19 protein-coding genes are annotated in these 21,380 nt (G+C 59.6%); 10 read left to right on the plus strand and 9 right to left on the minus strand.

Annotated features, from left to right (window positions below):
* Positions 1-49: 49 nt before the first annotated feature.
* From E8M78_RS16590 to E8M78_RS16605, 4 genes are all read right to left on the minus strand, one after another.
* Complete coding sequence (locus E8M78_RS16590; RefSeq protein WP_137136099.1) at positions 50-1,087, minus strand: ABC transporter ATP-binding protein; 1,038 nt, start codon at positions 1,085-1,087, stop codon at positions 50-52.
* Complete coding sequence (locus E8M78_RS16595; RefSeq protein ID WP_246658375.1) at positions 1,084-2,610, minus strand: iron ABC transporter permease; 1,527 nt, start codon at positions 2,608-2,610, stop codon at positions 1,084-1,086. The genes E8M78_RS16590 and E8M78_RS16595 overlap by 4 nt, the downstream gene beginning before the upstream one ends.
* Before the next feature lie 192 nt (positions 2,611-2,802).
* Entirely contained in the window at positions 2,803-3,810 is a 1,008-nt protein-coding gene (locus tag E8M78_RS16600; protein WP_137136100.1) for an iron ABC transporter substrate-binding protein, read from the minus strand.
* 198 nt (positions 3,811-4,008) lie between these two features.
* A complete protein-coding gene (locus E8M78_RS16605; RefSeq protein WP_137136101.1) occupies positions 4,009-5,868 on the minus strand; it encodes an ABC transporter ATP-binding protein in 1,860 nt (619 codons plus the stop codon).
* Positions 5,869-6,270: 402 nt separating this feature from the next.
* Here E8M78_RS16605 and E8M78_RS16610 point away from each other — a divergent pair, with 402 nt between their 5' ends.
* Together E8M78_RS16610 and E8M78_RS16615 are read left to right on the plus strand one after the other, a co-directional pair.
* A complete protein-coding gene (locus E8M78_RS16610) occupies positions 6,271-6,735 on the plus strand; it encodes a tRNA (cytidine(34)-2'-O)-methyltransferase (RefSeq protein WP_137136102.1) in 465 nt (154 codons plus the stop codon).
* Between the two features lie 153 nt (positions 6,736-6,888).
* Entirely contained in the window at positions 6,889-8,166 is a 1,278-nt protein-coding gene (locus E8M78_RS16615) for a hypothetical protein (RefSeq protein ID WP_137136103.1), read from the plus strand.
* 156 nt (positions 8,167-8,322) lie between these two features.
* Here the strand turns inward: E8M78_RS16615 and E8M78_RS16620 are convergent, their stop codons facing one another.
* Complete coding sequence (locus tag E8M78_RS16620; RefSeq protein WP_170973451.1) at positions 8,323-9,279, minus strand: flagellar hook associated protein; 957 nt, start codon at positions 9,277-9,279, stop codon at positions 8,323-8,325.
* Positions 9,280-9,402: 123 nt separating this feature from the next.
* Positions 9,403-9,660 carry a hypothetical protein gene (locus E8M78_RS16625; protein WP_137136105.1) on the minus strand — a complete coding sequence of 86 codons (258 nt, stop codon included), beginning with the start codon at positions 9,658-9,660 and terminating at the stop codon, positions 9,403-9,405.
* Between the two features lie 149 nt (positions 9,661-9,809).
* On the opposite strand from E8M78_RS16625, the gene hemF reads away from it, so the two are divergent.
* The 3 genes from hemF (at position 9,810) to E8M78_RS16640 (ending at position 11,387) form a co-directional block, all read left to right on the plus strand.
* The gene (gene hemF, locus E8M78_RS16630; protein WP_137136106.1) at positions 9,810-10,724 is read left to right on the plus strand and encodes an oxygen-dependent coproporphyrinogen oxidase; all 915 of its coding nucleotides are present in this window, start codon (positions 9,810-9,812) and stop codon (positions 10,722-10,724) included.
* Between the two features lie 93 nt (positions 10,725-10,817).
* Positions 10,818-11,090, plus strand: coding sequence for a hypothetical protein (locus E8M78_RS16635; RefSeq protein WP_137136107.1), 273 nt, complete (start codon positions 10,818-10,820; stop codon positions 11,088-11,090).
* A gap of 96 nt (positions 11,091-11,186) precedes the next feature.
* Complete coding sequence (locus E8M78_RS16640) at positions 11,187-11,387, plus strand: DUF1059 domain-containing protein (RefSeq protein WP_137136108.1); 201 nt, start codon at positions 11,187-11,189, stop codon at positions 11,385-11,387.
* 6 nt (positions 11,388-11,393) lie between these two features.
* On the opposite strand, the gene E8M78_RS16645 is transcribed toward E8M78_RS16640, so the two are convergent.
* From E8M78_RS16645 to E8M78_RS16655, 3 genes are read right to left on the minus strand one after another with little or no spacing between them, the layout of a single operon-like run.
* Positions 11,394-12,659, minus strand: a complete 1,266-nt coding sequence (locus E8M78_RS16645; protein WP_137136109.1) for a CCA tRNA nucleotidyltransferase — start codon at positions 12,657-12,659, stop codon at positions 11,394-11,396.
* A complete protein-coding gene (locus E8M78_RS16650) occupies positions 12,656-13,303 on the minus strand; it encodes a CoA pyrophosphatase (protein WP_137136110.1) in 648 nt (215 codons plus the stop codon). The genes E8M78_RS16645 and E8M78_RS16650 overlap by 4 nt, the downstream gene beginning before the upstream one ends.
* Complete coding sequence (locus E8M78_RS16655; RefSeq protein WP_137136111.1) at positions 13,300-13,923, minus strand: DUF1285 domain-containing protein; 624 nt, start codon at positions 13,921-13,923, stop codon at positions 13,300-13,302. The genes E8M78_RS16650 and E8M78_RS16655 overlap by 4 nt, the downstream gene beginning before the upstream one ends.
* Positions 13,924-14,097: 174 nt before the next feature.
* On the opposite strand from E8M78_RS16655, the gene E8M78_RS16660 reads away from it, so the two are divergent.
* From E8M78_RS16660 to E8M78_RS16680, 5 genes are read left to right on the plus strand one after another with little or no spacing between them, the layout of a single operon-like run.
* Entirely contained in the window at positions 14,098-15,111 is a 1,014-nt protein-coding gene (locus tag E8M78_RS16660; RefSeq protein ID WP_137136112.1) for a MoxR family ATPase, read from the plus strand.
* A 42-nt stretch (positions 15,112-15,153) separates the two neighbouring features.
* Positions 15,154-16,068, plus strand: coding sequence for a DUF58 domain-containing protein (locus E8M78_RS16665; RefSeq protein ID WP_137136113.1), 915 nt, complete (start codon positions 15,154-15,156; stop codon positions 16,066-16,068).
* Positions 16,068-18,875: a DUF4159 domain-containing protein gene (locus tag E8M78_RS16670; RefSeq protein ID WP_137136114.1), complete on the plus strand. Its 2,808-nt coding sequence runs from the start codon at positions 16,068-16,070 to the stop codon at positions 18,873-18,875. The genes E8M78_RS16665 and E8M78_RS16670 overlap by 1 nt, the downstream gene beginning before the upstream one ends.
* A gap of 9 nt (positions 18,876-18,884) precedes the next feature.
* Entirely contained in the window at positions 18,885-20,957 is a 2,073-nt protein-coding gene (locus tag E8M78_RS16675; protein WP_137136115.1) for a hypothetical protein, read from the plus strand.
* Entirely contained in the window at positions 20,958-21,377 is a 420-nt protein-coding gene (locus tag E8M78_RS16680) for a GNAT family N-acetyltransferase (protein ID WP_137136116.1), read from the plus strand. It begins immediately after the preceding gene.
* Positions 21,378-21,380 lie beyond the last annotated feature (3 nt).

Here is a 21,380-nt window from a genome sequence, read left to right on the forward strand (position 1 = left end):
AAAGCCTCTTCATCTTGCAGCCGGGTCATCTTGCAACAGGGAAGGAAAATCATTCCACCAGCACATGCGCCTTTTCCGCCACATCGAGGCGCACATAGGAACCGGGTGACGGAAGTGCCACGCTGGAGGTCTTGATGCGGATGGGCGGCAAAGCTGCGCCATTCAGCGCAACGGCGATTGAGGAGGTGGCGCCTGAAAATTCCACATCGACAACCTGCCCCGTGGTGTCGTCGGAGCCGCTATCGCTTGCGATGCGGATCTGCTCGGGCCGAAGCATGATCTCAACCTTGCCCTTATGATCACCGGCAATGGACACATTGCCGAGGGCACAGTTGGCAACATTACCCTTGGCGATGGCCGGAAGCAGCACGGCATCGCCCATGAAAAGAGCCGTGGCGCGATCCTTCGGATGGAAGTAGAGCTCCTGCGGCGTACCCGCCTGCGCCACCCTGCCCTCCCGCATCACCACCACGCGATCAGCGAAGGATAGTGCCTCTTCCTGATCATGCGTTACCAGAATGGTGGTGACGCCCGCCGATTGCAGCAGACGCGACACCGTCTTGCGCATGTTCTCGCGCAGGCCAGTATCGAGCGCGGAAAAAGGTTCGTCCAGAAGCATCAGTCGAGGACGACAGGCCAGCGCACGCGCAAGCGCCACACGCTGCTGTTGCCCGCCGGAAAGCTGGTGCGGCCGCCGCGACAGCATGCCCTGATCCAGTTCCACCATATCCAGAAGAGACAGGATTCGCTCGTTGCGCTGACGATCAGCACGGGCAATGCTGAAGCCGATATTGTCCCCGACCGTCAGGTGGGGAAACAGCGCGCCATCCTGCGCGACGATGCCAATCGAGCGAAGATGTGCCGGCACGCTTGTCGTGGCATCGGCCAGCCGCTCGCCACCGGCAGAAATCCGCCCGCTATCCGGCGTCTCGAAGCCTGCAATCATCCGCAAAAGCGTCGTCTTGCCGGAGCCGGAGGGACCAACGACGGCGGTGCGCATGCCAGACATGGCTTCGACACTGACCTGATCCAGCGCCTGCACCTTGCCATAGCGCTTGGAAACGTTTTCGATGGAAAGCACAGTCATTGTCCTGCCACCCGCTTGGACTGGAGATGAAGATAAAGCGTCATCGGCATGGAAAGCACCACCATCATCACCGCATAGGGCGCGGCGGAAACATAGTCGATCTCGCTCGTCAGCGACCAGAAGCGGGTGGCAAGCGTATCCACGCCAAGTGGCGAAAGCATCAGCGTCGCCGTCAGCTCGTTGGCGATACCGAGAGCGGCGAGTGCCACGCTGGCCGCGGCTCCCGGTGCCGCAAGCCGGAAGGTAATCTCGAACACTGCCCGCCGCGGTGGCCTCCCAAGCGCGGTCGCAGCTCGCTCCAGCTCCACCGGCGCCTGGGCAATGCTGGCGCGCAAGCCCACCATGGCGCGGGGTAGAAACAGAAGCACATAGGCCGCCAGAAGCGTGGCGAATGTCTGGTAGAGCGGCATGAAGTAGCGCACGGTAACGGTCACCAGCGCCAGCGCCACGACGACACCCGGAAGTGAGCCGACATAATAATGGCACGCTTCCAGAACCCGCTGCAAACGACCGGGCGCCCGCACGGAGAGCCAAGCCATCGGTGCGGCGAGAGCAGTCGCCAGCACACCGCCAAGCAGGGACAGCACAAGCGTCTGAAGCAGGGCGTTGCCCAGCATGTCGGCCTGCCAGATGGCAAGCCCGCCGAGCCAGAGCCAGCGTCCCAGCGTGTAAAGCGGCACACCGATGGCAAGAGCTGCGACAATTACCGGCAGCAGAAAGCACGGCAGCGTCAGCGCGCCGAGTGCATGAACAACAGACGGACGGGCCGTACCAGTGCCAACCCGCGCATAGCGCTCATTGCCGCGCAGGATTATTTCCAGCAGCAGAAGAAGCAGGCAGCAGAGTACCAATACCCCGCCCAGCATATTGGAGGCAGGGCTGTTATAGGAAGACTGGAACTGATCGACGATCGCAGTCGCGAAGGTATCGAAGCGGATCATCACGAACAGCCCGTATTCTGAAAGCAGATGCAGCGCAATCAGCAACGACCCACCGCAGATGGCAAGGCGAAGCTGCGGCAGGACCACACGCAGGAAAACCTTGAACGGTGACAGACCAAGCGAAGCACCGGCATCTTCCAGCGCCGGATCGAGCCTTCGCAGCGAGGCGGCGACCGGCAGATACAGAAATGGATAATAAGCCAGAACCGCCACGAAGACGGCACTCCACAGGCCGCGCATGCCGGGCAGGAACGTGATCCAGGCATAGCTGTGAACGAAGGCCGGAATGGCGAGAGGCGCAACGGCAAGCCCCGCAAAGAAACGCCTAAACGGCAGATCTGTCCTCTCCGTCAACCAGGCAAGCCCCACCGCCACGACAATCGAGATCGGGATGGTGACGACTTCGAGATAGACCGTATTGATCAGCAGTTCACCAACGCGCGGACGAAACACCAGTTCGCGGACTGTCTCCCAACCGACATCGAAAGTCACCAGCACAATGAAACCCAGCGGCAGCAGACTGAACAGCGCGACACAAAGCGCCAGCAGCGTCGCGACCGGATGCGGACGAAGCGCAGGCAGAAACCGATGTCCGCCGATGCGGCCACTCGACCGCCTCAGCGATGAGGCACGCTGCAACAAGGGTTCGCTCGCTCCGTTCAGGCCGCGCTCTCAAAAACGCGCGGGAAATGCCAAAACGACCGGGCCTTACGGCCACGGTCGCTCACTCTGATTAAAAGTTTGTCGGTCAGAACTCAACAGGCTTGAGGCCGATCAGAGAATGCCCGCCGCTGTCATGAGTTCGACAACCTTCTTGCTGTCCAGCTTGGAGGCGTCCACCTTGGGCGCCTGAAGATCCTTGATCGGAACCAGTTTGGCATTGGCATCACCGTTGATGGCGTATTCAAAGGAAGTGCCGTTCTTCAAAATGTCCTGTCCGCCTTGGCCAGTCACAAACTTCAGGAACTCCTGCGCTTCCTTCTGATGCTTGCTGGACTTCAGAACACCACCGCCGGACACGCTCAGGAAAGCGCCCGGATCCTGATTGCGGAAGTAGTGCAGGCCGACATTCTTGCTGTTCTCGCCGGTCTTGGCCTGATCGCCGAACCAGTAGTAGTGATAGATCACCGCACCTTCGACTTCATGCGCGTTGACGGCCTTCATGGCAACGCTGTTGCCCTTGTAGGCAACGGAATTTTCCTTCATCGCCTTCAGCCACTGCGCGGTTGCCTGCTCACCCTTTGTAGCAAGAAGAGCGCCGACAATCGCCTGAAAATCGGCACCGGCGGGAGACGCACCCCAGCGACCCTTCCAGGCCGGATCGGCGAGATCCAGCATGGACTTCGGCAGCTTGTCTTCCGTCAGCTTCGTCTTGTCATAGGCAAAAACCGTGGAGCGGCCGGCAATACCCGTCCAGTTGCCATTGGCAGGACGGAACTGTTCCGGAACCTGGGCAAGCGTGGCAGCATCCACCGGCGCAAAGAGACCGGCCCCATCGACCAACGTCATGGCAGGCGAATTCTCAGTCAGAAACACATCCGCCGGAGAAGCCGCACCTTCCTGGATCAACTGATTGGCAAACTGCATGTCGCCGCCCTGCCGCATGGTTACCTTGATGCCCGTTGCCTTGGTGAAGGCTTCGATCCACTCACGACCGAGGCTCTCATGCTGGGCATTGTAAATGACGATGCCTTCGCCATCCGCCGCATGGACGATGCCTGCGAAACCTGTGCCTGCAAGCGCAATTGCAAACAGCGTGGACAAGCGGCTGAATGACTTCATCGATAAATCTCCTTCAACGAGTCCTGCGGCTCCGCAGGTGTGAGGCTCTATAGATTTATTTGATTCGGACTTTCAAGTTTGAACACCCGCTCATGCAAGGAAATTGGACGAACTGCGTCAAGATATCGCCGCACCTCTAAGAATGCGACGATCATACGATGAAGAACGCTTCGCGTTTCGCCGCTCGATTGAGGCGACCTATTCGGCCGCTTCTGTCTCGTCCTCGATGTCCTCGTCGCCCAGAAAACCACCGGACTGCCGGTTCCAGAGATCGGCATAGACGCCACCATGGCTAACCAGCTCCGCATGCGTTCCCTGCTCGATGATGCGGCCCTGATCCAGAACGATCAGGCGATCCATCTGCGTGAGCGTGGAGAGCCGGTGTGCGATGGCAATCACCGTCTTATCCTCGATCAACTTGAACAGGCTTTCCTGAATGGCCGCTTCCACTTCAGAGTCCAGCGCCGAGGTCGCCTCGTCCAGAATAAGAATTGGCGCATCTTTCAGGAAAACGCGGGCAATGGCGATGCGCTGGCGCTGGCCGCCGGAGAGCTTGACGCCACGCTCGCCCACATGGGCGCTTAAGCCCGTGCGGCCCTGCTGATCGGCGAGCGTCTGGATGAACTCCCAGGCATTGGCGCGCTTTGCTGCCTCGATCACTTCCTCATCGGTCGCCTCGGGACGGCCATAGGCAATGTTGTCGCGGATCGAGCGATGAAGCAGAGAAGTGTCCTGCGTCACAACGCCGATATTTGCCCGCAGACTGTCCTGCGCGACGTGCGAGATATCCTGTCCATCGATCAGGATCTGCCCCTTCTCGACATCGTAGAACCGCAACAGCAGGTTCATCAACGTCGTCTTGCCCGCACCGGAGCGTCCCACAAGACCGACTTTTTCACCTGCACGAATTATCAGCGAGAAATCCTCGATCACGCCCTTTTTCTTGCCGTAGTGGAAACGGACGCCGTCGTAGACAATCTCCCCCTTGGGAACAGTGAGCGCCTTGGCCGCCGGTTTATCGACGATGTCATGCGGCTTGGTCATCATGCCCATGCCGTCATAGATCGTGCCGATGCTCTCAAACAGTGCCGCCACTTCCCACATGATCCATTGCGACATGCCGTTGATGCGCATGGAAAGGCCAATGGCAACCGCAATGGCGCCGACAGAGACATTGCCCTGCAACCAGAACCAGACGCCGAGAGCCGCAACGGAGAACTGAACAAGCGCGTTGTTAACATCGACTGCCATGTTGAGCAGAGAAATCTGCCGCATCTGGCGGTGAACCGTGCCCAGGAACTCATCCATGCCTTCCCGTGCATAGGTCTCCTCACGCCCGGCATGGGAGAAGAGCTTCACCGTGGCAATGTTGGTATAGCTATCCACGATCCGGCCCGTCATCATGGAGCGCGCATCCGCCTGCTCGCTGGAGCTCTTGCGCAGCCGCGGGATGAAATAACGCAGGATCAGACCGTATATGACGATCCACGCCACAAGCGGCACACCAAGCCGCCAGTCCACCGTCGCGACCAGCGCGAGCATGGAGACGAAGAAGCTGATGGCATAGACGAAGACATCGATGATCTTGAGCGTCGCTTCTCGCACGGCCTGCGCCGTCTGCATGACCTTGGTGGACACGCGACCGGCAAACTCGTTAGCAAAGAAAGCCATCGAGTGGCGCAGCAGGAAACGGTGCATTTGCCAGCGGGCGATCATGGGGAATTTGCCAGCCAGAACCTGATGCATGGTGAGCGTATGCACAACGCCAAACCCGGGAAGAGCCAGCAGCAGGAGCGCCGCCATGCCTGCCAGACGCCAGCCTTCATTGGCCAGAAACGTCGCGCGGTCGGCATTGCTCAACCAGTCCACGATATTGCCGAGGAACTGGTAGAGAAACACTTCCAGTACGGCGATGCCCATGGAGCAGAAGCCGAGCAGCAGCAACCAGGGCCAGACCGGCTTGGTGTAATACCAGCAAAAGGCCAGAAGTCCCTTGGGTGGCAAAGCCGGATCACCCGCCGGATAAGGGTTCACACGTTGTTCGAACCAGGAAAACATGAAGAGGAGCTCCGTCGATCGGAACGCATTGCCTGCGCTGTCAAACACTTTTCGCGGGACATGGTGAGGCGAATGCAGAATTCAATTGGCGAGGCCAGGACGCGGCCACGAGATGGACTAGAAACGGGAGTTTTGCGAGAACCGCTAAGCGCTCACACCAGTGCCACAAGATTGGGCTGGAGAAGGCGCATACGCACGGTCATATCCATGTAAGGCCTCCTTGTCTGGTGTGATGGTTGTCTGGCATTCGGGTTGTGAAGCGTGTAGCACCTTCGGGAAAAATTGGGAAGCCGCAATCTCGGAGCGCCCTTCAATGTCTGCTATCCTGTGAAGGTTGCGTGACAGGCCCTGTGGATGAGCAACTCCCCCGTATCTCGTTCGTTTCTGAATTGGTGACTTCGCATGACCACAGCCCTACGCATCGCGCTCTATCAGCCGGATATTCCCGGCAACACCGGCACCATCCTCCGTTTGGCGGCCTGCATGGGCATCGGCGTCGACATCATCGAGCCCGCCGGCTTCGTGCTGTCAGACAAGAACCTGAAAAGGGCCGGCATGGATTATCTCGCAAGCGTCACCATGACGCGTCACGTCAACTGGCAGCGGTTCGACGCGTGGCGGCTGAGCGAAGGCCGCAGACTTGTGCTTGCATCGACAAAGGCTGCAGAGCGCTACACCGATTTTCCCTATGCTGAAAACGACATACTACTCTTTGGAAGAGAGAGCGCGGGCGTGCCGGATGATGTTCACGATACGGCCGACGCGAGGATCATCATCCCCATGGTCGAAGGACAGCGTTCGATCAATGTGGCTATGTCCGCAGCCATGATCACCGGCGAGGCTCTGCGGCAAATCGCCTGGCGATGAAAAGCAGCTAGAAGTAGTATTGGCGAACGCGAAAGTTTATGACACACTCTGTGTGCAGCGCACAATCATGATGGCGTGAGCGGGCCTGAACGTCTGCCGCACCAGTGTCACGAACATAATTTAGGAACGAACACCGAAACCGGAGACACGTCGATGTTCCCTTCAGCCTTTACGCATAACATCACGCAGTTTGCCCGTACCCTCAGCCTGCCAGAGCGTTTCCAGCACTCACCCATCCGCAATCTCTCGCTGGAACATCTGCGACGCCGCAACGCAACGCTCGACTCCCTGTTCTACGACGTCAAATGCGTGACGGCGGAAGAAGCATTCTATATCAGCAGTTGTCTTGCAGCCGAGGGCGCGATCCTGATCGTTCCGCCAACAGGAGCCGAGCCCCTGCGGCTTTGCGATACTGTTGACGATTTCTTCCAGGCGGGTGGAGCAACGATCGAGACGCTTGCGATCGCAGGTGTCGGCAGCTCTGCTCTCGGCTCCGCGGCGCTGGGTCGCAATATCGCAGATGCGACAGGAAAACCGGTCGCCGTGGTCATTTCGGGTTACGGCCTTGCAGATGCGGTGACCGAAGCCATGGGCGGCTACTTCCTGTTCGGCTACATGAACTCGGTGCGCCATGCCTTTGAACAACTGGATGAATTCTTCGGCCGTCCGCAATTCGGCGTCGCCACCCGTCTGAGCACGGACAAGCTTTGCCAGGGCAGCCTGGACACCCAGACGGTGCGGGCTCTGCTGGTCGATCCTCGCCTGTCGCTGAAGCTCCTCGTCGGCCATTCGAAGGGCAATCTGGTCCTGTCGGAAGCGCTTTACGATCTGGCCGAGAATGAGAAGGAACGCGCCCGCCAACTGGCGGAAGCACTCAAGATCGTGACGATCAGCGCCCGCATCGCCATGCCGCCGCTGTTCAGCGATGTCATCGACATCATGGGCGAATGGGACTGGTTCGGTGAACTGAATTCGCGCAAGTCTATTTCGACCGACCACATTGTTCCGCAAGCAATGCATCACACGAACACGGAACTGCCGAACCACATTCCTGTCACGACGATCCTCACCGAACTCCTGTCCAGACCGGCCATCACGACGGCACCGGAACAGGATCAAAACGCTGGGGCGGAGACAGTTAAACTGCAGTCCGGATCCACTGAGCAGGCTACTGCACTTGACGTGGCCCAGCCGGAGGCGGTGGAAGCCAGCCCGGACATTCCGACCGAGGCAGCAAGTGAACCGCTCGCGGAAACCGTTGAGCAAGCAGATGTCGCAATCGAAGCGACCTCTTTGCCAGCCGAACCGGAAAATACGCACGAAACCCTCGCGACTACTGCTCCAGTTCCCGCAGCAAATGCCGCAACAGAAAGGCCTGTTGCGGCACCCCTTCCCTTCAAGCCGAAGCGCGGCTTTCGCAGAGGAAAGTAAGCGTTCGGCGCTTCACTGAGCGACAGCAGAAGAACAAATTGAAGAGGCCGGTAGAACGCTCTACCGGCCTCTTCTCTCGAACCACCTCCCTCGGCATTACTAGGGACAAGGGGCATGCCGAAGGCAGGTTCGAACACAAACACTTATTGCAGGCACTTATTGCAGGGCACGCAGCGTAGCCGCCATTGTTGCATTGGTAATGTTGAGGCCTGTTTCTCGAAGTCTCGCCTGCACCGAGAGCGCGGCAAGCCTTGCGGCGTCTTCACCCATGCCCGCATCAATCATGGATCGAACCTCGCCATCAACACTGTCCATGATCCGCGCAACCGTCGCTGATGCGCCGCCGACACGAGCGCCCGCGGCATTGACGTCCACGGTGGCATCGGTCAGGCCGCGCATCATGCTGCCAACGGCGGAAAGCATGCCCTCGATCTCATCATTCCCGACCGAGCGTGACACCGATATCTCTCGGGAGGACGGAGGAACTGCTATCTGCGCACCTGCTTCGAGCAGGTGATAATCATACGGCGCACCCGATCTGGTGATGCCGGAATAGGATCGCGTCAACAGTCCGTCGCTCGCATCCTCCTTGGCAACGAGGGTCGATTTCGCCGTATCGAAATCGATGATGTTTATCGCCACGTCGCCATTCCGATCAGAGCTGACGGAGCCCACCAGCGACTGGACCTTCGGCACTTTACCTGTTTCGCTCTGAAGCCAGTTCTGACCCTGGAAAGATCCCGCCTGGGCGATGTCCAACAGTCTGCCCTTCAGGTCGGAAAGGGCCGAGTTTACACCGTCTTTATCGACGCCGGGCGTCTTTGCGAGGTAGAGCTTCGACTGAATGTCGGACATGACCTCGGTGGCTGCATCGAGCGCGACGGACGCCTTATCGGTCAACGCCGCGGAAAGAGCCTGCGCATCCTCGACGCTGGAAAGCGAAATGCTGCTGGACTTCATCGTGGTTGCGATGGACCAGTAGGCCTCGCTACCTGCCGTTTCCGAGACCCCGCCTGCTGGCCCGGCCCGCTCTGATCTCACAAGCTGTGCGCGCGTCGACTCGGTCCGTCCGGAAATCGGTAAACGGGTCAAATCAGTGAGGATACTCGACATCATAACTCCGCTGAGCAGAACCGGCTACAGGTGGCCGGTTCAGTGCATCTTTTAGCGAAGAATGTTTTTGGGTTCCGTTTCGGAAATAGTTAAAGCTTTACGGAATAGTGCACGATCGCTGCATCAATCAGCACTAGGTAGTCGCCGCATGGTGAATTCGATCTCGTCGCCGTCGAGCTGACGCCAGCTTTCAACCTCCGTCCAGTAGGCGGCCTTGGGAAAGGCATCGAACCACTCGCGTGCCTTCTGGCGGGCTTCCGGTCTGGAAAGCCGAAAGGTTTCCCGTACAAAATGGCTCCGACCGGCTTCACCCTGTGACTGCCGGTGTCGGTCGATCCGTCGTTTCAAGCCGTCGAGCGGCGGTGCTGTGAGTTTCGCCATGCGCTCTTACCTCTGACAGTCTGATAGTAGCAGAAAGAGATAAAGCGAGTCGAATCGTCTGCGACACCGGTTGCGATTGCGTCCGGGCGCCTGCCTGTTTAGAACCCCTCCAGTTCATCACGCATGTATCACTGGATTTCGAGGACAAAATGGAACGACCGCAGATTCCAATCGGCTTGCCCGATGACATCGAGGACAAGAAGCTGCGGGCACGTCGCTGGTTCGAGAGCTTGCGGGATGAGATCTGTGCCTCGTTCGAAGCATTGGAAGATGAGCTGTCCGGCCCATTGTCGGATCGCGCTCCCGGTCGCTTCCAGCCAAAGGACTGGCTACGCGAAGACGGTGCCGGGGGGGGTGGCCGCATGTCAATGATGGAAGGCCGCGTTTTCGAAAAGGTTGGCGTCCATACGTCCACGGTGCATGGCGAATTCTCGAAGGAGTTCCGCAAGCAGATGCCGGGCGCGTCCGAGGATCCGCGTTTCTGGGCATCGGGCATCTCACTCATCGCGCACCCGGTGAACCCGAATGTTCCCGCCGTGCATATGAACACGCGCATGGTCGTCACCTCGGGCCTCTGGTTCGGCGGCGGCGCAGATCTGACCCCCGTGCTCGACAGGCGCCGGAAGCAGGACGATGCTGATTCGCAGGCTTTCCATCGCGCCATGGAAGAACCGTGCCGAAAGCACGCACACGTCGCAGATTACGAAAGGTTCAAACTGTGGTGCGACGACTATTTCTTCCTCAAGCATCGCAACGAGGCACGCGGGATCGGCGGCATCTTCTATGATTGGCTCTATCCCCGCGAAGAGGCTGGCGGTTGGGAGGCAAATTTCGCCTTCACCCAGGATGTCGGAAAGGCATTTCGCGATATTTATCCGCAGCTTGTCCGTAAGAACTTCAACACGCAATGGACCGAGCAGGACCGCGATGAGCAACTGGTTCGCCGCGGACGATACGTGGAGTTCAATCTCCTCTACGACCGTGGAACGATCTTCGGCCTGAAGACTGGCGGCAACGTCGAGTCCATCCTGTCGTCTCTGCCCCCCTTGGTGAAATGGCCCTGACGCGCCCGTGAAGGGGTGTGACTGCAAAGTCCATTGACAAACTAGAGATCCGTATCATCCTCATCCGCGTTACTACACTGGAGGAGGATCATCATGGTCGCGTCAGGCAGCGTAGCAGTCCCCCCGAACACCTCCCAGCAGACGGACAAAAATCGTTTGCTGGCAACTCCCGAACTGATTGATCGATTGGCTGCGGAACTCAGAGCCCGCAGTGACACAGACCTGCCTCATGCGTTCTATGTGGCGCAGGTTCGCCAGCAACTCGCATCGCAGGCGAACGAAAACATCCCCGGTTCGTCGGAACAACAGCGTCGGGCGGGCTCGGCTCACCCCTCCGTTTTCCACGCTTGGGCGCTTTCGGACTAAACACAGCTTTCGGGAACCGTCAGGTTTCCCGCCCGTTTAGACCTCGAAGGCACGTTGAGGAGCGTGTTTCCGAGAGTTAGAAACGGGAGATACATCATGAGACAGTTTGAATGCGGAACGCTGGTTCCCGGTTGTGATTGGCATACCCGCGCGGATGAGGACGCTGAGATCGTGCGCCGCGCGGTGGATCACATGCGCACTGCCCATGGCGAGACACTTATTCGCGAAACCATGGTCGAGCACATCAAGGAGCGCATCCGCGACGAACGGGCCGAGCCTGTACAACCCGCTGGCTGATAGCGGTCAGTGGCCCTGATGAATGATCGTTGCCAGCCGGGCGGTCAATGCTGCCCGGTCGTCAATAAAGTTGCGCTCGACCCACTCCGCCTCGAGCTGCCCCAGCACCTTTCCAAATTCCGGACCCGGCTTCAGTCCCAGTTCAACGAGATCTGCACCGCTGATTGGAAAGTGCGGCTTCACAAAAGCGATGGCCCGCTTCAACAGGGCGTCAAGCTTGGCTGCCTTCAGCATTTCGGCATTGTCGTCAACGGCCTTTGCCCTTGCACTGGCCAATGCAAGCCGCAGCCTCATAATGATACCGGTCCCGCCATTCTGATAGAGCGCGCGATCAAGGGCAGCACCTGCCATGTCTGGCGTGATTGAAGGTGCGGCAGCGAAGGATTGAAGACTATCCGCCTCCGCGCGTGAAAAGCGCAGCCTGCCTGCCATCACGCGAATACGCTCGCTATCCGGTGGGATGATCGCAGCCAGCCGCAGCATGGGATCCGGCTGCCATTTCAGGGCAGTCTCCGTCGCGACCAGACCATGGATCGCGTCGATGCCCCATTTTTCCGTTTCAGGCAGCACCGCCGTCAGCACGCCGGAGGTGCGCATCCACAACAGGGCGCGCGAAGGATCAGGCGCTGCCAGCAGCTTTCGCAGTTCCGACCACACACGCTCGGCAGACAGACTGTCCAGTTTCTTCTTGGCCCTCGCACTGGCGCGCAGACCATCGGCATCCGGCCTTCCCGATCCGTAATAGGCAAAGAACCGGAAAAACCGCAGAACGCGCAGGTAATCCTCGGCAATGCGCTGATGCGCATCTCCGATAAACCGCAAGGTCTTCGTTTCGATGTCAAGCAGGCCGTTGACGAGATCGACGACCTGGCCATCGGCCGTCGCATAGAGCGCATTGATGGTAAAGTCTCGCCGTTCGGCATCCGCCTGCCAGTCGGTTCCGAAACTCACCTTTGCGCGCCGCCCGTCGGTTTCCACATCCTGACGAAGTGTGGTGACTTCAAAGCCGCGCCCATCGATGACAAGCGTAACGGTCCCATGGTCTATACCGGTCGGCACAGCCTTGATGCCCGCACCAGCAGCCCTTTCCATCACCACTTTAGGAATATTGGTCGTGGCAAAGTCGACATCACTGATCGGGGCACCCATGAGAGCATTGCGCACCGCGCCGCCCACGATACGGCCCTCTCCTCCATCTGCATTCAGCAGCGCAAACACGCGCTGCACGGCTGCATCCTGCAGCCATGCCGATTGACCGAGATTCACCGTCATGCGTAAAGCCTTTCATAGAGCGTGCGCAGAATGCCTGCGGTAATGCCCCAGATATTCCATTCGCCATAGGGCATTCTGTAAAAGTAATGGGTCGTGCCGTTGAAGTCGCGGCTGTCGCGCTGATGGTTGGCGGGGTCCATCAGAAAGGACAGCGGCACCTCGAATACATGCTCCACTTCCGTCGGGTTCAGTTGAAGCTCGAAACCTCGTTCAACCACTGACAGCACAGGCGTGATGCGGAAGCCCGTGGCGGCAAAATAATCGGGCAATCGCCCCACTGGCTGGACGAAGCGTGGATCGAGGCCGATTTCTTCCTCAGCCTCCCGCACGGCTGCCCTTTCAACAGAACCATCCTCCGGATCAACGGCACCGCCCGGAAAGGCAATCTGACCCGAATGCTTGCGCAATGTCGCGGTACGTTTCGTGAAAATGATCTTCGCGCCGTCGGCGTCATCGACAACGGGTATCAGCACTGCCGCATCTTTCAGCTTGCGGGCAGCAACCTCCGCAATGATAGCAGGGTTGAGTATATGGTCCCCATGCTCGGCAGATGCGAGGTCAAGCGGGCTGCCCGACTGGTTAAGGGCGCGACGCCGGAACTCGGCAGCGGAGTAGAAGGCTGGGTTCAGCAGCAGCTCGCTCATTGGCTCAAAGCATCCAGTTCATCCGCGGGCATCACCGGAAAAAGACAGGCACCGGATCGTAGCGCGAACATCTCTCTGCCACCGATCTCGACCGTCTCGCCGCGTTCGACCAGATCATACATCACGGCACGCGATACAAGCGCCTCCAGCCGCCCGCGGACCAGGACATAGGGTTTCAGCTGCCGCTTCTCGCCAACAATCTCGAAACGAAGAGGATGCTCGGCATCGACGGTTACGAGGTCACCGACATTTGTGCGAAACGTGATGACCGGCAATCCGCCCTCGTCGGCCACATTCATCTCGACGGCCAGAAACGGCGCATCCTCCACGCGAATGCCGACTTTTTCCACAGGTGTGACGAGATAGGTCTTGCCGTCCTCATCCTTGCGCAAAACCGTGGAAAACAGGCGCACCAGCGCCGGCCTGCCAATCGGTGTACCAAGATAAAACCAGATGCCGTCAGCACGAATTTCCATGTCCAGATCACCGCAAAAAGGCGGGTTCCAACGCTCGACAGGCGGTAAACCCCGTTCACGATTGCCGGTCTGATCGGCAGCGCGTGCAATCATGGCTGCCAGTCCCGCAGCGTCGCCTGCCGCTCTTATTGTCTCGTCTGCCATAATTTCATTCACGCTTGCTGTTAATGCAGTGCTCTGTCACGAGATAGTCATTCACAACGTCCTTGTCAGCCGCTATCGCGGGAATAAGTTGAAAAGGGCGAATTCTACACTTGATCGAGACGATTCGTTCGCCCGGCATAATGCCGGGTCAGAAGAGCCAGATGGAGACCGAAAATGGGCGTCATGACTTCCACCGAAACTCCGCTGGACGAAAAGGCGATCGTCGCTGCCGCCGGGCAGGCGCTCGCCGATATCTCAACGGTTCGATCGGAAGTCTCCAAGGTCATCTTCGGCCAGGAGCACGTTGTCGAAAACACCCTTGTTGCCGTACTTTCCGGTGGTCACGCCCTTCTCGTCGGCGTGCCGGGCCTTGCCAAGACGAAGCTGGTTACGACCCTTGGCACAGTGCTGGGGCTTGATGCCAACCGCATACAGTTCACGCCGGACCTGATGCCCTCGGATATCCTCGGCACCGAAGTGATGGATCAGGATGAAAACGGTCGCCGGTCTTTCCGCTTCGTCAAGGGGCCGGTCTTCGCGCAGCTTCTGATGGCGGACGAAATCAACCGCGCCAGCCCGCGCACCCAGTCCGCACTGCTGCAATCCATGCAGGAATATCACATCACGGTCGCTGGCCAGCGTTATGATCTGCCCTCGCCGTTCCATGTTCTGGCAACACAAAACCCGCTGGAACAGGAAGGCACTTACCCACTACCGGAAGCGCAGCTCGACCGTTTCCTCCTGCAGGTGGATGTTCTTTATCCGGATCTCGCCGCCGAGCGCCAGATCCTGCTGGAGACCACCGGCATTGCCGAGGCACGGGCAACCAAGGTCATTGAGGCATCGCGCCTCCAGGAAATCCAGAAGCTCGTCCGCCAGATGCCGGTGAGCGACAAGGTGGTGGATGCGATCCTGTCCATCGTGCGCTCCGCCCGTCCGGGTCAGGGCAATACGATGATAGACCGTCATGTGGCCTGGGGGCCGGGTCCGCGTGCCGGTCAGGCATTGATGCTATGCGCGCGCGCCCGTGCGCTCTATGAAGGCAGGCTCGCACCCTCTATCGATGATGTGCACGCTCTTGCCGAACCTGTTCTCCAGCACCGCATGGCCCTGACATTTGCCGCGCGTGCCGAGGGCATGTCGGTCCGTGATGTCATCAGCGGCCTTGTGAAGCAATCGAACGCCTGATCGGCGATCCTGTAACATGCGTCATCGTTCAAAGGAGCAGGCGTGGCATCCATAGGCCAGATCGTTTCCCAGACACCCGGCAGTGAAGTTCTTGCGCGTGCGCGCCAGCGGGCAGCACTCGTGCCGGATTGCATGGTGGAGGCGAAGCGGATTGCCAATACGGTGATCTCCGGCTGGCATGGTCGCCGCAAGCGCGGCATCGGCGAAAATTTCTGGCAGTTCCGCCCCTATACCGATGGCGAAAATCTTTCCCGCATTGACTGGCGACGGTCTGCTCGAGATGACCACGCTTATGTGCGCGACCGTGAATGGGAGGCAGCGCATACAGTCTGGCTCTGGGCCGACATGTCCCCTTCGATGATGTACAAGTCCACCTATGGCATGGTGTCAAAGGAAAGCCGGGCGCTGGTTCTGATGCTGGCACTGGCTGAAATCCTGGCGCGGTCGGGTGAGCGCATCGGCTGCCCGGGCGTGATGGAGCCGGTTTCCGCCCGCAACGCCGCCGAGAGACTGGCAACTGCGATCATGCATGCGCCGCCAACCGAAGGCCTGCCGCGAACGGACATGATCCGCGGCGCAAGCGATGTCGTTCTCATCGGTGACTTTCTGGACGATGCGGACAAAATCATGGAACGCCTCTCGCCGCTGGCAAAACGCAGTCTGCGCGGCCACGTGATTGAGGTAGCCGATCCGGCGGAAGAGATTTTCCCCTATGCGGGACGCACGGAATTCACCGATCCGGAAACGGGCGAAAAGCTGACCTCCGGTCGTGCCGAAACGCTGCGAGACGATTACCAGCGCGCCTATCTCGCGCGCCGTGAAAATCTTGGGCAGTCGCTGCGCCGGATGGGCTGGAGTTTCATCTTCCATCGCACCGATCACCTGGCTTCAGAGGCACTGGTGGCCGTTCACGGTCATCTGTCCGGCAATCCGCCGCGCCTGGCAGGAGGCCGCTGATGGGAGCCCTCGCCTTCGCAAGCCCATTCATATTGATCGCGCTTGTGGTTCTGCCTGCCATCTGGTGGTTGCTGCGTTTGACACCGCCGAAGCCGCAGTCGGAAGTGTTTCCGCCGCTGGCCATTCTCGCCAAGGTTCTGAAGCGGGAAGAAACCCCTGCCCAGAGCCCCTGGTGGCTGACGCTTTTGCGGATACTGATGGCGGCAGCCCTGATTTTTGCCATCGCGAACCCCATTTTGAACCCACGGACCGGCTCCTTGAACAATGGGGGGCCACTTGCTCTGATCGTCGATAACAGCTGGTCCACGACTGCGGACTGGCAGCGCCGCGTGGAAACGGCAGCGATGCTGATTGACGATGCGGAGCAGGCCAATCTGCCGGTCTCCATCGTGTTCACGGCGGATGCGACGCATGACGGGGTCCCTGCAAGTGCTGCCGCTGCCCGTGAGAAGCTGGCCGCAGCACAACCAAAGCCACTTCCGCCCATGAGAGAACGAGCCGCAGATGCGCTTGTTGAGGCGTTCAATGGCTCCCGGCCTGGTACGCTCGCATTTCTCAGCGATGGCATAGCCACGGCTGAAGACGAGAACATGGCGGCAGACCTCTCCAGTCTTTCGGCTGCGGATGTGCGCCTGATCACTGGAGACGGCACGAACGCGGTTGCGCTGACACAGGCCGCAAACGATTCCGGCGCCATGAAGGTAACCGTCGAGCGCCTGTCGCGTGATGGCGCCCGCAGCCTCACCGTCAACGCGCTCGATCAGCAGGGTCGTTCGCTTGCGACGGCACCGTTGAACTTCGTCGCAGGCGCCGCAACGGCGACCGCCGAAATTGCAGCACCGTTCGAACTACGCAATGACTTTGCAAGACTTGCGATCGATGGTCTGGCCACCGCCGGATCGACCCACCTTCTGGATGACGGTTTCAAGCGCCGCCGTGTTGCCCTTCTCTCCGGCGATAGCAGCAATGAAGTGCAGCCGCTTCTTCAGCCACTTTACTATATCAGCCGCGCCTTGCAGCCCTATGCCGATATCATCGAGCCGAAGAGCTCGGATCTGACGGCATCGCTGCCGGAGGTTCTGAATACCAACCCGTCCGCCATCATCATGGCAGATATTGGCCGCTTGCCTGCGGAAACCTATGAGCCGCTGCAACGCTGGCTGTCGCGCGGTGGCGTGTTGATCCGTTTCGCCGGTCCGCGTCTCGCAGCGGCACCAGCAGACGATCCGCTGGTTCCTGTCAATCTGCGCCGCGGCGAGCGTGCGCTGGGTGGCGCTCTTTCCTGGGCGGAACCGCAACCGCTCGCCGATTTCCCGTCTATCGGACCCTTTGCCGGAATGCCCCGCGCGGAGGACGTTACGGTCAACCGGCAGGTGCTTGCCGAACCCTCGCCGGATCTGGCAGAGCGCACCTGGGCAAGCCTTGCTGATGGAACGCCGCTGGTGACGACGCGTGAGGTGAACGCCGGTCGCATCGTGCTTTTTCACGTCAGCGCCGAAGCAACCTGGTCAGACCTGCCTCTGTCCGGATCCTTCGTTGAAATGTTGCGCCGCCTGATGCAGGTTGCCCGCGCCGGTGGAGCACAAACCGCTTCGCAGGGCGGAGAGGCGGCCGTCGCTCTGCCTCCCTATCGTCTGCTGAACGCGGAAGGCGTTCTGACGACCCAGATCGACTCGGCAAAACCGCTGACGACGGCACCGGGCAAGGTTACATCCGCGTCTTTCGATCATCCGCCGGGGCTCTATGGCAATGAGGACGGTTTCAGCGCCGTCAACCTTCTGCCACCCACAGCCAAGCTGGAACCCGTCAACATCTCTGTCGAGGGCATGACCGTCGCCCGCGAGGGTCTCATTGGCCGCGAAGCCGTGTCGCTAAGGCCTGCGCTGTTTACGCTTGCGCTGATGCTCCTGCTTCTCGATACGCTGATTGTCCTCCTCATGAATGGTGCCTTTTCCAGAGTTACACGGCGCGGCCGGATTGCGGCCGTCTTGGCTGCCTTGATTGCTCTGCCCTTTACCCTGCCCGCTCCAACCGCCCATGCGGCGGATACGAGACCCGGTGACGAACAGGCACTGGAACGGCTGGATACGACCCATCTTGCCTATGTCATCACCGGCGAGCCGGAAGTTGACCGCATATCTGAAGCGGGCCTCGAAGGTCTGACCCAGTTTCTGACCTTTCGAACGGCACTGGAACCCGGCGCACCGGTTGGCCTCGACATTTCAAAGGATGAGCTGGCCTTCTACCCGATGATCTATTGGCCGATCTCCGCAACCGCACCCATGCCCAGTGCGGCCACGATTTCGCGTATCGATGCCTATATGCGAAACGGCGGCACGGTTCTGTTCGATACCCGCGATCAGATTTCGTCTTTCGATGGCAGCTCGACCTCGGCCAATGGCCAGCGGCTGCAGGACATTCTGGCCAACGTCGATATCCCGGCACTGGAGCCGGCGCCCGCAGACCACATCCTGACGCGCGCCTTCTATCTGTTGTCCAATTTTCCGGGTCGCTACAGCGGAAGCCCCATGTGGGTGCAGGCTCGCCAGGAAGCGCGCAATCCGGATCGGCCGCTCGCTGCCTCCGGGGATGGTGTCAGCCCGATCCTGATTACGGCAAACGATCTGGCGGGTGCCTGGGCGATCGATGAAAACGGCATCCCGCTGCTGCCGACCGTGCCCTCGGACGAAATGCAGAGGGAATATGCCTATCGAACCGGCGTGAACATCATGATGTACATGCTGACCGGCAACTACAAGGCGGATCAGGTGCATGTGCCGGATCTGCTGCAGCGGCTCGGCCAGTAGGATATCGGGATGAATATTGAATTGTCACCCTTTCTGCCGTGGTCTGTTCTCGCCGTTCTCGGCCTCCTCGCGCTGGTGCTGGTTACCCTTTCGCTTTGGCGCGGCATGCGGGGCGCAACGCTTCGCGCCGTCGCGCTTGCTGTTCTTCTCCTGTCGCTGACCAATCCAACCCTGACGCAGGAAGACCGCGAGCCACTATCGACCATCGTTCCTGTGATTGTGGACCGCTCCCAGAGCCAGCAAACTGCCGAGCGTACCCGCCAGACCGATCAGGCATTACAGGCACTTACCGACCGTCTTTCACGCTTTCCACGCATCGAGCCTCGCATCGTTGAAGTGAAGGATGAGGATACCGACACACCCTCGACCCGTCTCTGGTCCTCGCTCAACGCAGCAACCGCCGATGTTCCGCCTGCGCGGGTGGGCGGCGCGATCTTCCTGACAGACGGACAGGTGCATGATCTGCCCGGCACCAATCAGGATCTTGGCTTCACTGCGCCCATCCATGGCCTCATCACCGGCCGCGCAGGCGAATATGACCGACGGGTACAGGTTGTGAAAGCGCCACGCTTTGGCATCGTGGGCGAAGAGCAGGAAATGACCCTGCGCGTGGTGGATGAAGGTCCGGCACCGGGCGGGGCTGCATCTGTTACGATCCGTATGAATGGTGAAGTGATTGGCACTCTGCAGGCGAATCCGGGCGTCCCGCTCCCCTTCCGCTTCAATGTGCCACGCGGCGGCAACAACATCATGGAGTTCTCCGTGCCGGAAGTGGCAGGCGAAGTCAGCGCCGCCAATAATCGCGCCGTCCATGTCATCGATGGAATTCGCCAGAACCTGCGCGTTCTGCTGGTATCCGGCGAACCACATGCAGGTGAGCGAGCCTGGCGTAACCTGCTGAAATCAGATGCCTCCGTTGATCTGGTCCATTTCACCATTCTTCGGCCAAGCTTCAAGCAGGATGGCACGCCGATCAACGAGCTTTCGCTGATCGCCTTTCCAACACGCGAATTGTTCATCGAGAAGATCAATGATTTCGACCTGATCATCCTCGACCGCTACCAGAATCTCGGCACGACCCCCATCCTGCCGATGCTCTATTACGATTACATCGCGCAATATGTGGAAAAGGGTGGCGCCCTGCTCGTTGCAGCGGGCCCGGAATATGCCGGCGAATCCTCCATCGCCTTGACACCACTTTCCACCGTCTTGCCTGCTTTGCCGAGCGGCAGCGTCCACAATGCCCCGTTCTTCCCGCGCCTTTCGGATGAAGGCAAGAAGCATCCCGTGACGCGTGGACTGGATGGCGCAGCCGCAGAGCCGCCCGCCTGGGGACGCTGGTTCCGCACGGTGGATGTGGATCCGCCACAGGGCCAGACTGTCATGCTTGGCGAGGGCACCCGCCCCCTTCTGGTTCTGAACCGGAAGGGCGAAGGCCGCATTGCAACTCTGTTATCGGATCAGGGATGGTTGTGGGCGCGCGGGTTTGAAGGCGGCGGCCCGCATGTGGCTCTCTACCGGCGCATCGCACACTGGCTGATGAAGGAGCCGGAGCTTGAGGAAGAGGCTCTGACCGCCCGCACCGTCGGCCGAACCCTGGAGGCGACGCGCCAGACCATCGGCGACGATCCGGGGCCAGCCACCATCCGCTATCCTTCCGGAAAGACGGAGACGGTCGTCTTCACCGCCGCTGGACCGGGGCTCTACCGGATCGAGAAGCGGATGGATGAAACCGGCCTTTTCGAGATCCGAAACGGCGAGTTGTCCACGCTTGTCCACATCGGCAATGTCGATGCACCTGAATTTCAGGCCATGATTTCGACCGGCGATGTACTCGCGCCCTATGCCCAGAAGACGCGTGGCCTGATCAGCCGCGTGGCCAATGGCGACGGTGTGACGATACCAGACCTGTTGCCGGTTCGGGGTGAGGTCAGGATCAATGATCCGAACCGTATGGTCATCCGCATGACGGACGAGACTGTGCTAAAGGGCATCGATTCGACACCGCTTTTTGCCGGTTTTGCAGGACTGGCAGCGCTTCTCTTGGCGATTTCCGCCATGTGGTGGCGCGAAGGACGGTAAATGGCGTTTGATCTGGTTGTTTCCGACATCGTGACGCCGGATCTGGAAGAGGCCATCCGAAAGCCGCTGCTCGATTATAACACTGCCCGATTTGGCGACAGTGGTAAGCGCGACCTTGCGATCTGTCTGCGGTCAGAAAACGGAACAGTCGTCGGCGGTCTCATCGGATGGACCGCGCGAGACTGGCTTTACGTGCAGCTTCTCTACATTCCTGAAGAAAACCGGGGCCATGGCCTTGCAGGTCGACTTTTGTCCATGGCGGAAAAAGAAGCCAAGGTGCGCGGCTGCGTCGGTTCCTATCTCGATACAATGAACCCGGACGCGCTGCAAACCTATCTGAAATACGGCTACAGGGTTATCGGCAAGAATGGCCCCATGTCCGGCGGCCAGTTCATTCATTGGCTGAACAAGGTTTTCTGAAAA

Source organism: Rhizobium sp. FKY42 (assembly GCF_005222835.1).
Lineage (GTDB): Bacteria > Pseudomonadota > Alphaproteobacteria > Rhizobiales > Rhizobiaceae > Neorhizobium.

Excerpts from the sequence above, each read along its gene's own strand:
- E8M78_RS16670 (WP_137136114.1), top strand. The coding sequence starts at position 16,068 with ATGGGAGCCCTCGCCTTCGCAAGCCCATTCATATTGATCGCGCTTGTG.
- E8M78_RS16610 (WP_137136102.1), top strand. The coding sequence starts at position 6,271 with ATGACCACAGCCCTACGCATCGCGCTCTATCAGCCGGATATTCCCGGC.
- E8M78_RS16645 (WP_137136109.1), bottom strand. The coding sequence starts at position 12,659 with ATGACGGTGAATCTCGGTCAATCGGCATGGCTGCAGGATGCAGCCGTG.
- E8M78_RS16640 (WP_137136108.1), top strand. The coding sequence starts at position 11,187 with ATGAGACAGTTTGAATGCGGAACGCTGGTTCCCGGTTGTGATTGGCAT.
- E8M78_RS16620 (WP_170973451.1), bottom strand. The coding sequence starts at position 9,279 with ATGTCGAGTATCCTCACTGATTTGACCCGTTTACCGATTTCCGGACGG.
- E8M78_RS16650 (WP_137136110.1), bottom strand. The coding sequence starts at position 13,303 with ATGAGCGAGCTGCTGCTGAACCCAGCCTTCTACTCCGCTGCCGAGTTC.
- E8M78_RS16625 (WP_137136105.1), bottom strand. The coding sequence starts at position 9,660 with ATGGCGAAACTCACAGCACCGCCGCTCGACGGCTTGAAACGACGGATC.
- E8M78_RS16600 (WP_137136100.1), bottom strand. The coding sequence starts at position 3,810 with ATGAAGTCATTCAGCCGCTTGTCCACGCTGTTTGCAATTGCGCTTGCA.
- E8M78_RS16590 (WP_137136099.1), bottom strand. The coding sequence starts at position 1,087 with ATGACTGTGCTTTCCATCGAAAACGTTTCCAAGCGCTATGGCAAGGTG.
- E8M78_RS16615 (WP_137136103.1), top strand. The coding sequence starts at position 6,889 with ATGTTCCCTTCAGCCTTTACGCATAACATCACGCAGTTTGCCCGTACC.
- E8M78_RS16655 (WP_137136111.1), bottom strand. The coding sequence starts at position 13,923 with ATGGCAGACGAGACAATAAGAGCGGCAGGCGACGCTGCGGGACTGGCA.
- E8M78_RS16605 (WP_137136101.1), bottom strand. The coding sequence starts at position 5,868 with ATGTTTTCCTGGTTCGAACAACGTGTGAACCCTTATCCGGCGGGTGAT.
- E8M78_RS16675 (WP_137136115.1), top strand. The coding sequence starts at position 18,885 with ATGAATATTGAATTGTCACCCTTTCTGCCGTGGTCTGTTCTCGCCGTT.
- hemF (WP_137136106.1), top strand. The coding sequence starts at position 9,810 with ATGGAACGACCGCAGATTCCAATCGGCTTGCCCGATGACATCGAGGAC.
- E8M78_RS16635 (WP_137136107.1), top strand. The coding sequence starts at position 10,818 with ATGGTCGCGTCAGGCAGCGTAGCAGTCCCCCCGAACACCTCCCAGCAG.
- E8M78_RS16660 (WP_137136112.1), top strand. The coding sequence starts at position 14,098 with ATGGGCGTCATGACTTCCACCGAAACTCCGCTGGACGAAAAGGCGATC.
- E8M78_RS16680 (WP_137136116.1), top strand. The coding sequence starts at position 20,958 with ATGGCGTTTGATCTGGTTGTTTCCGACATCGTGACGCCGGATCTGGAA.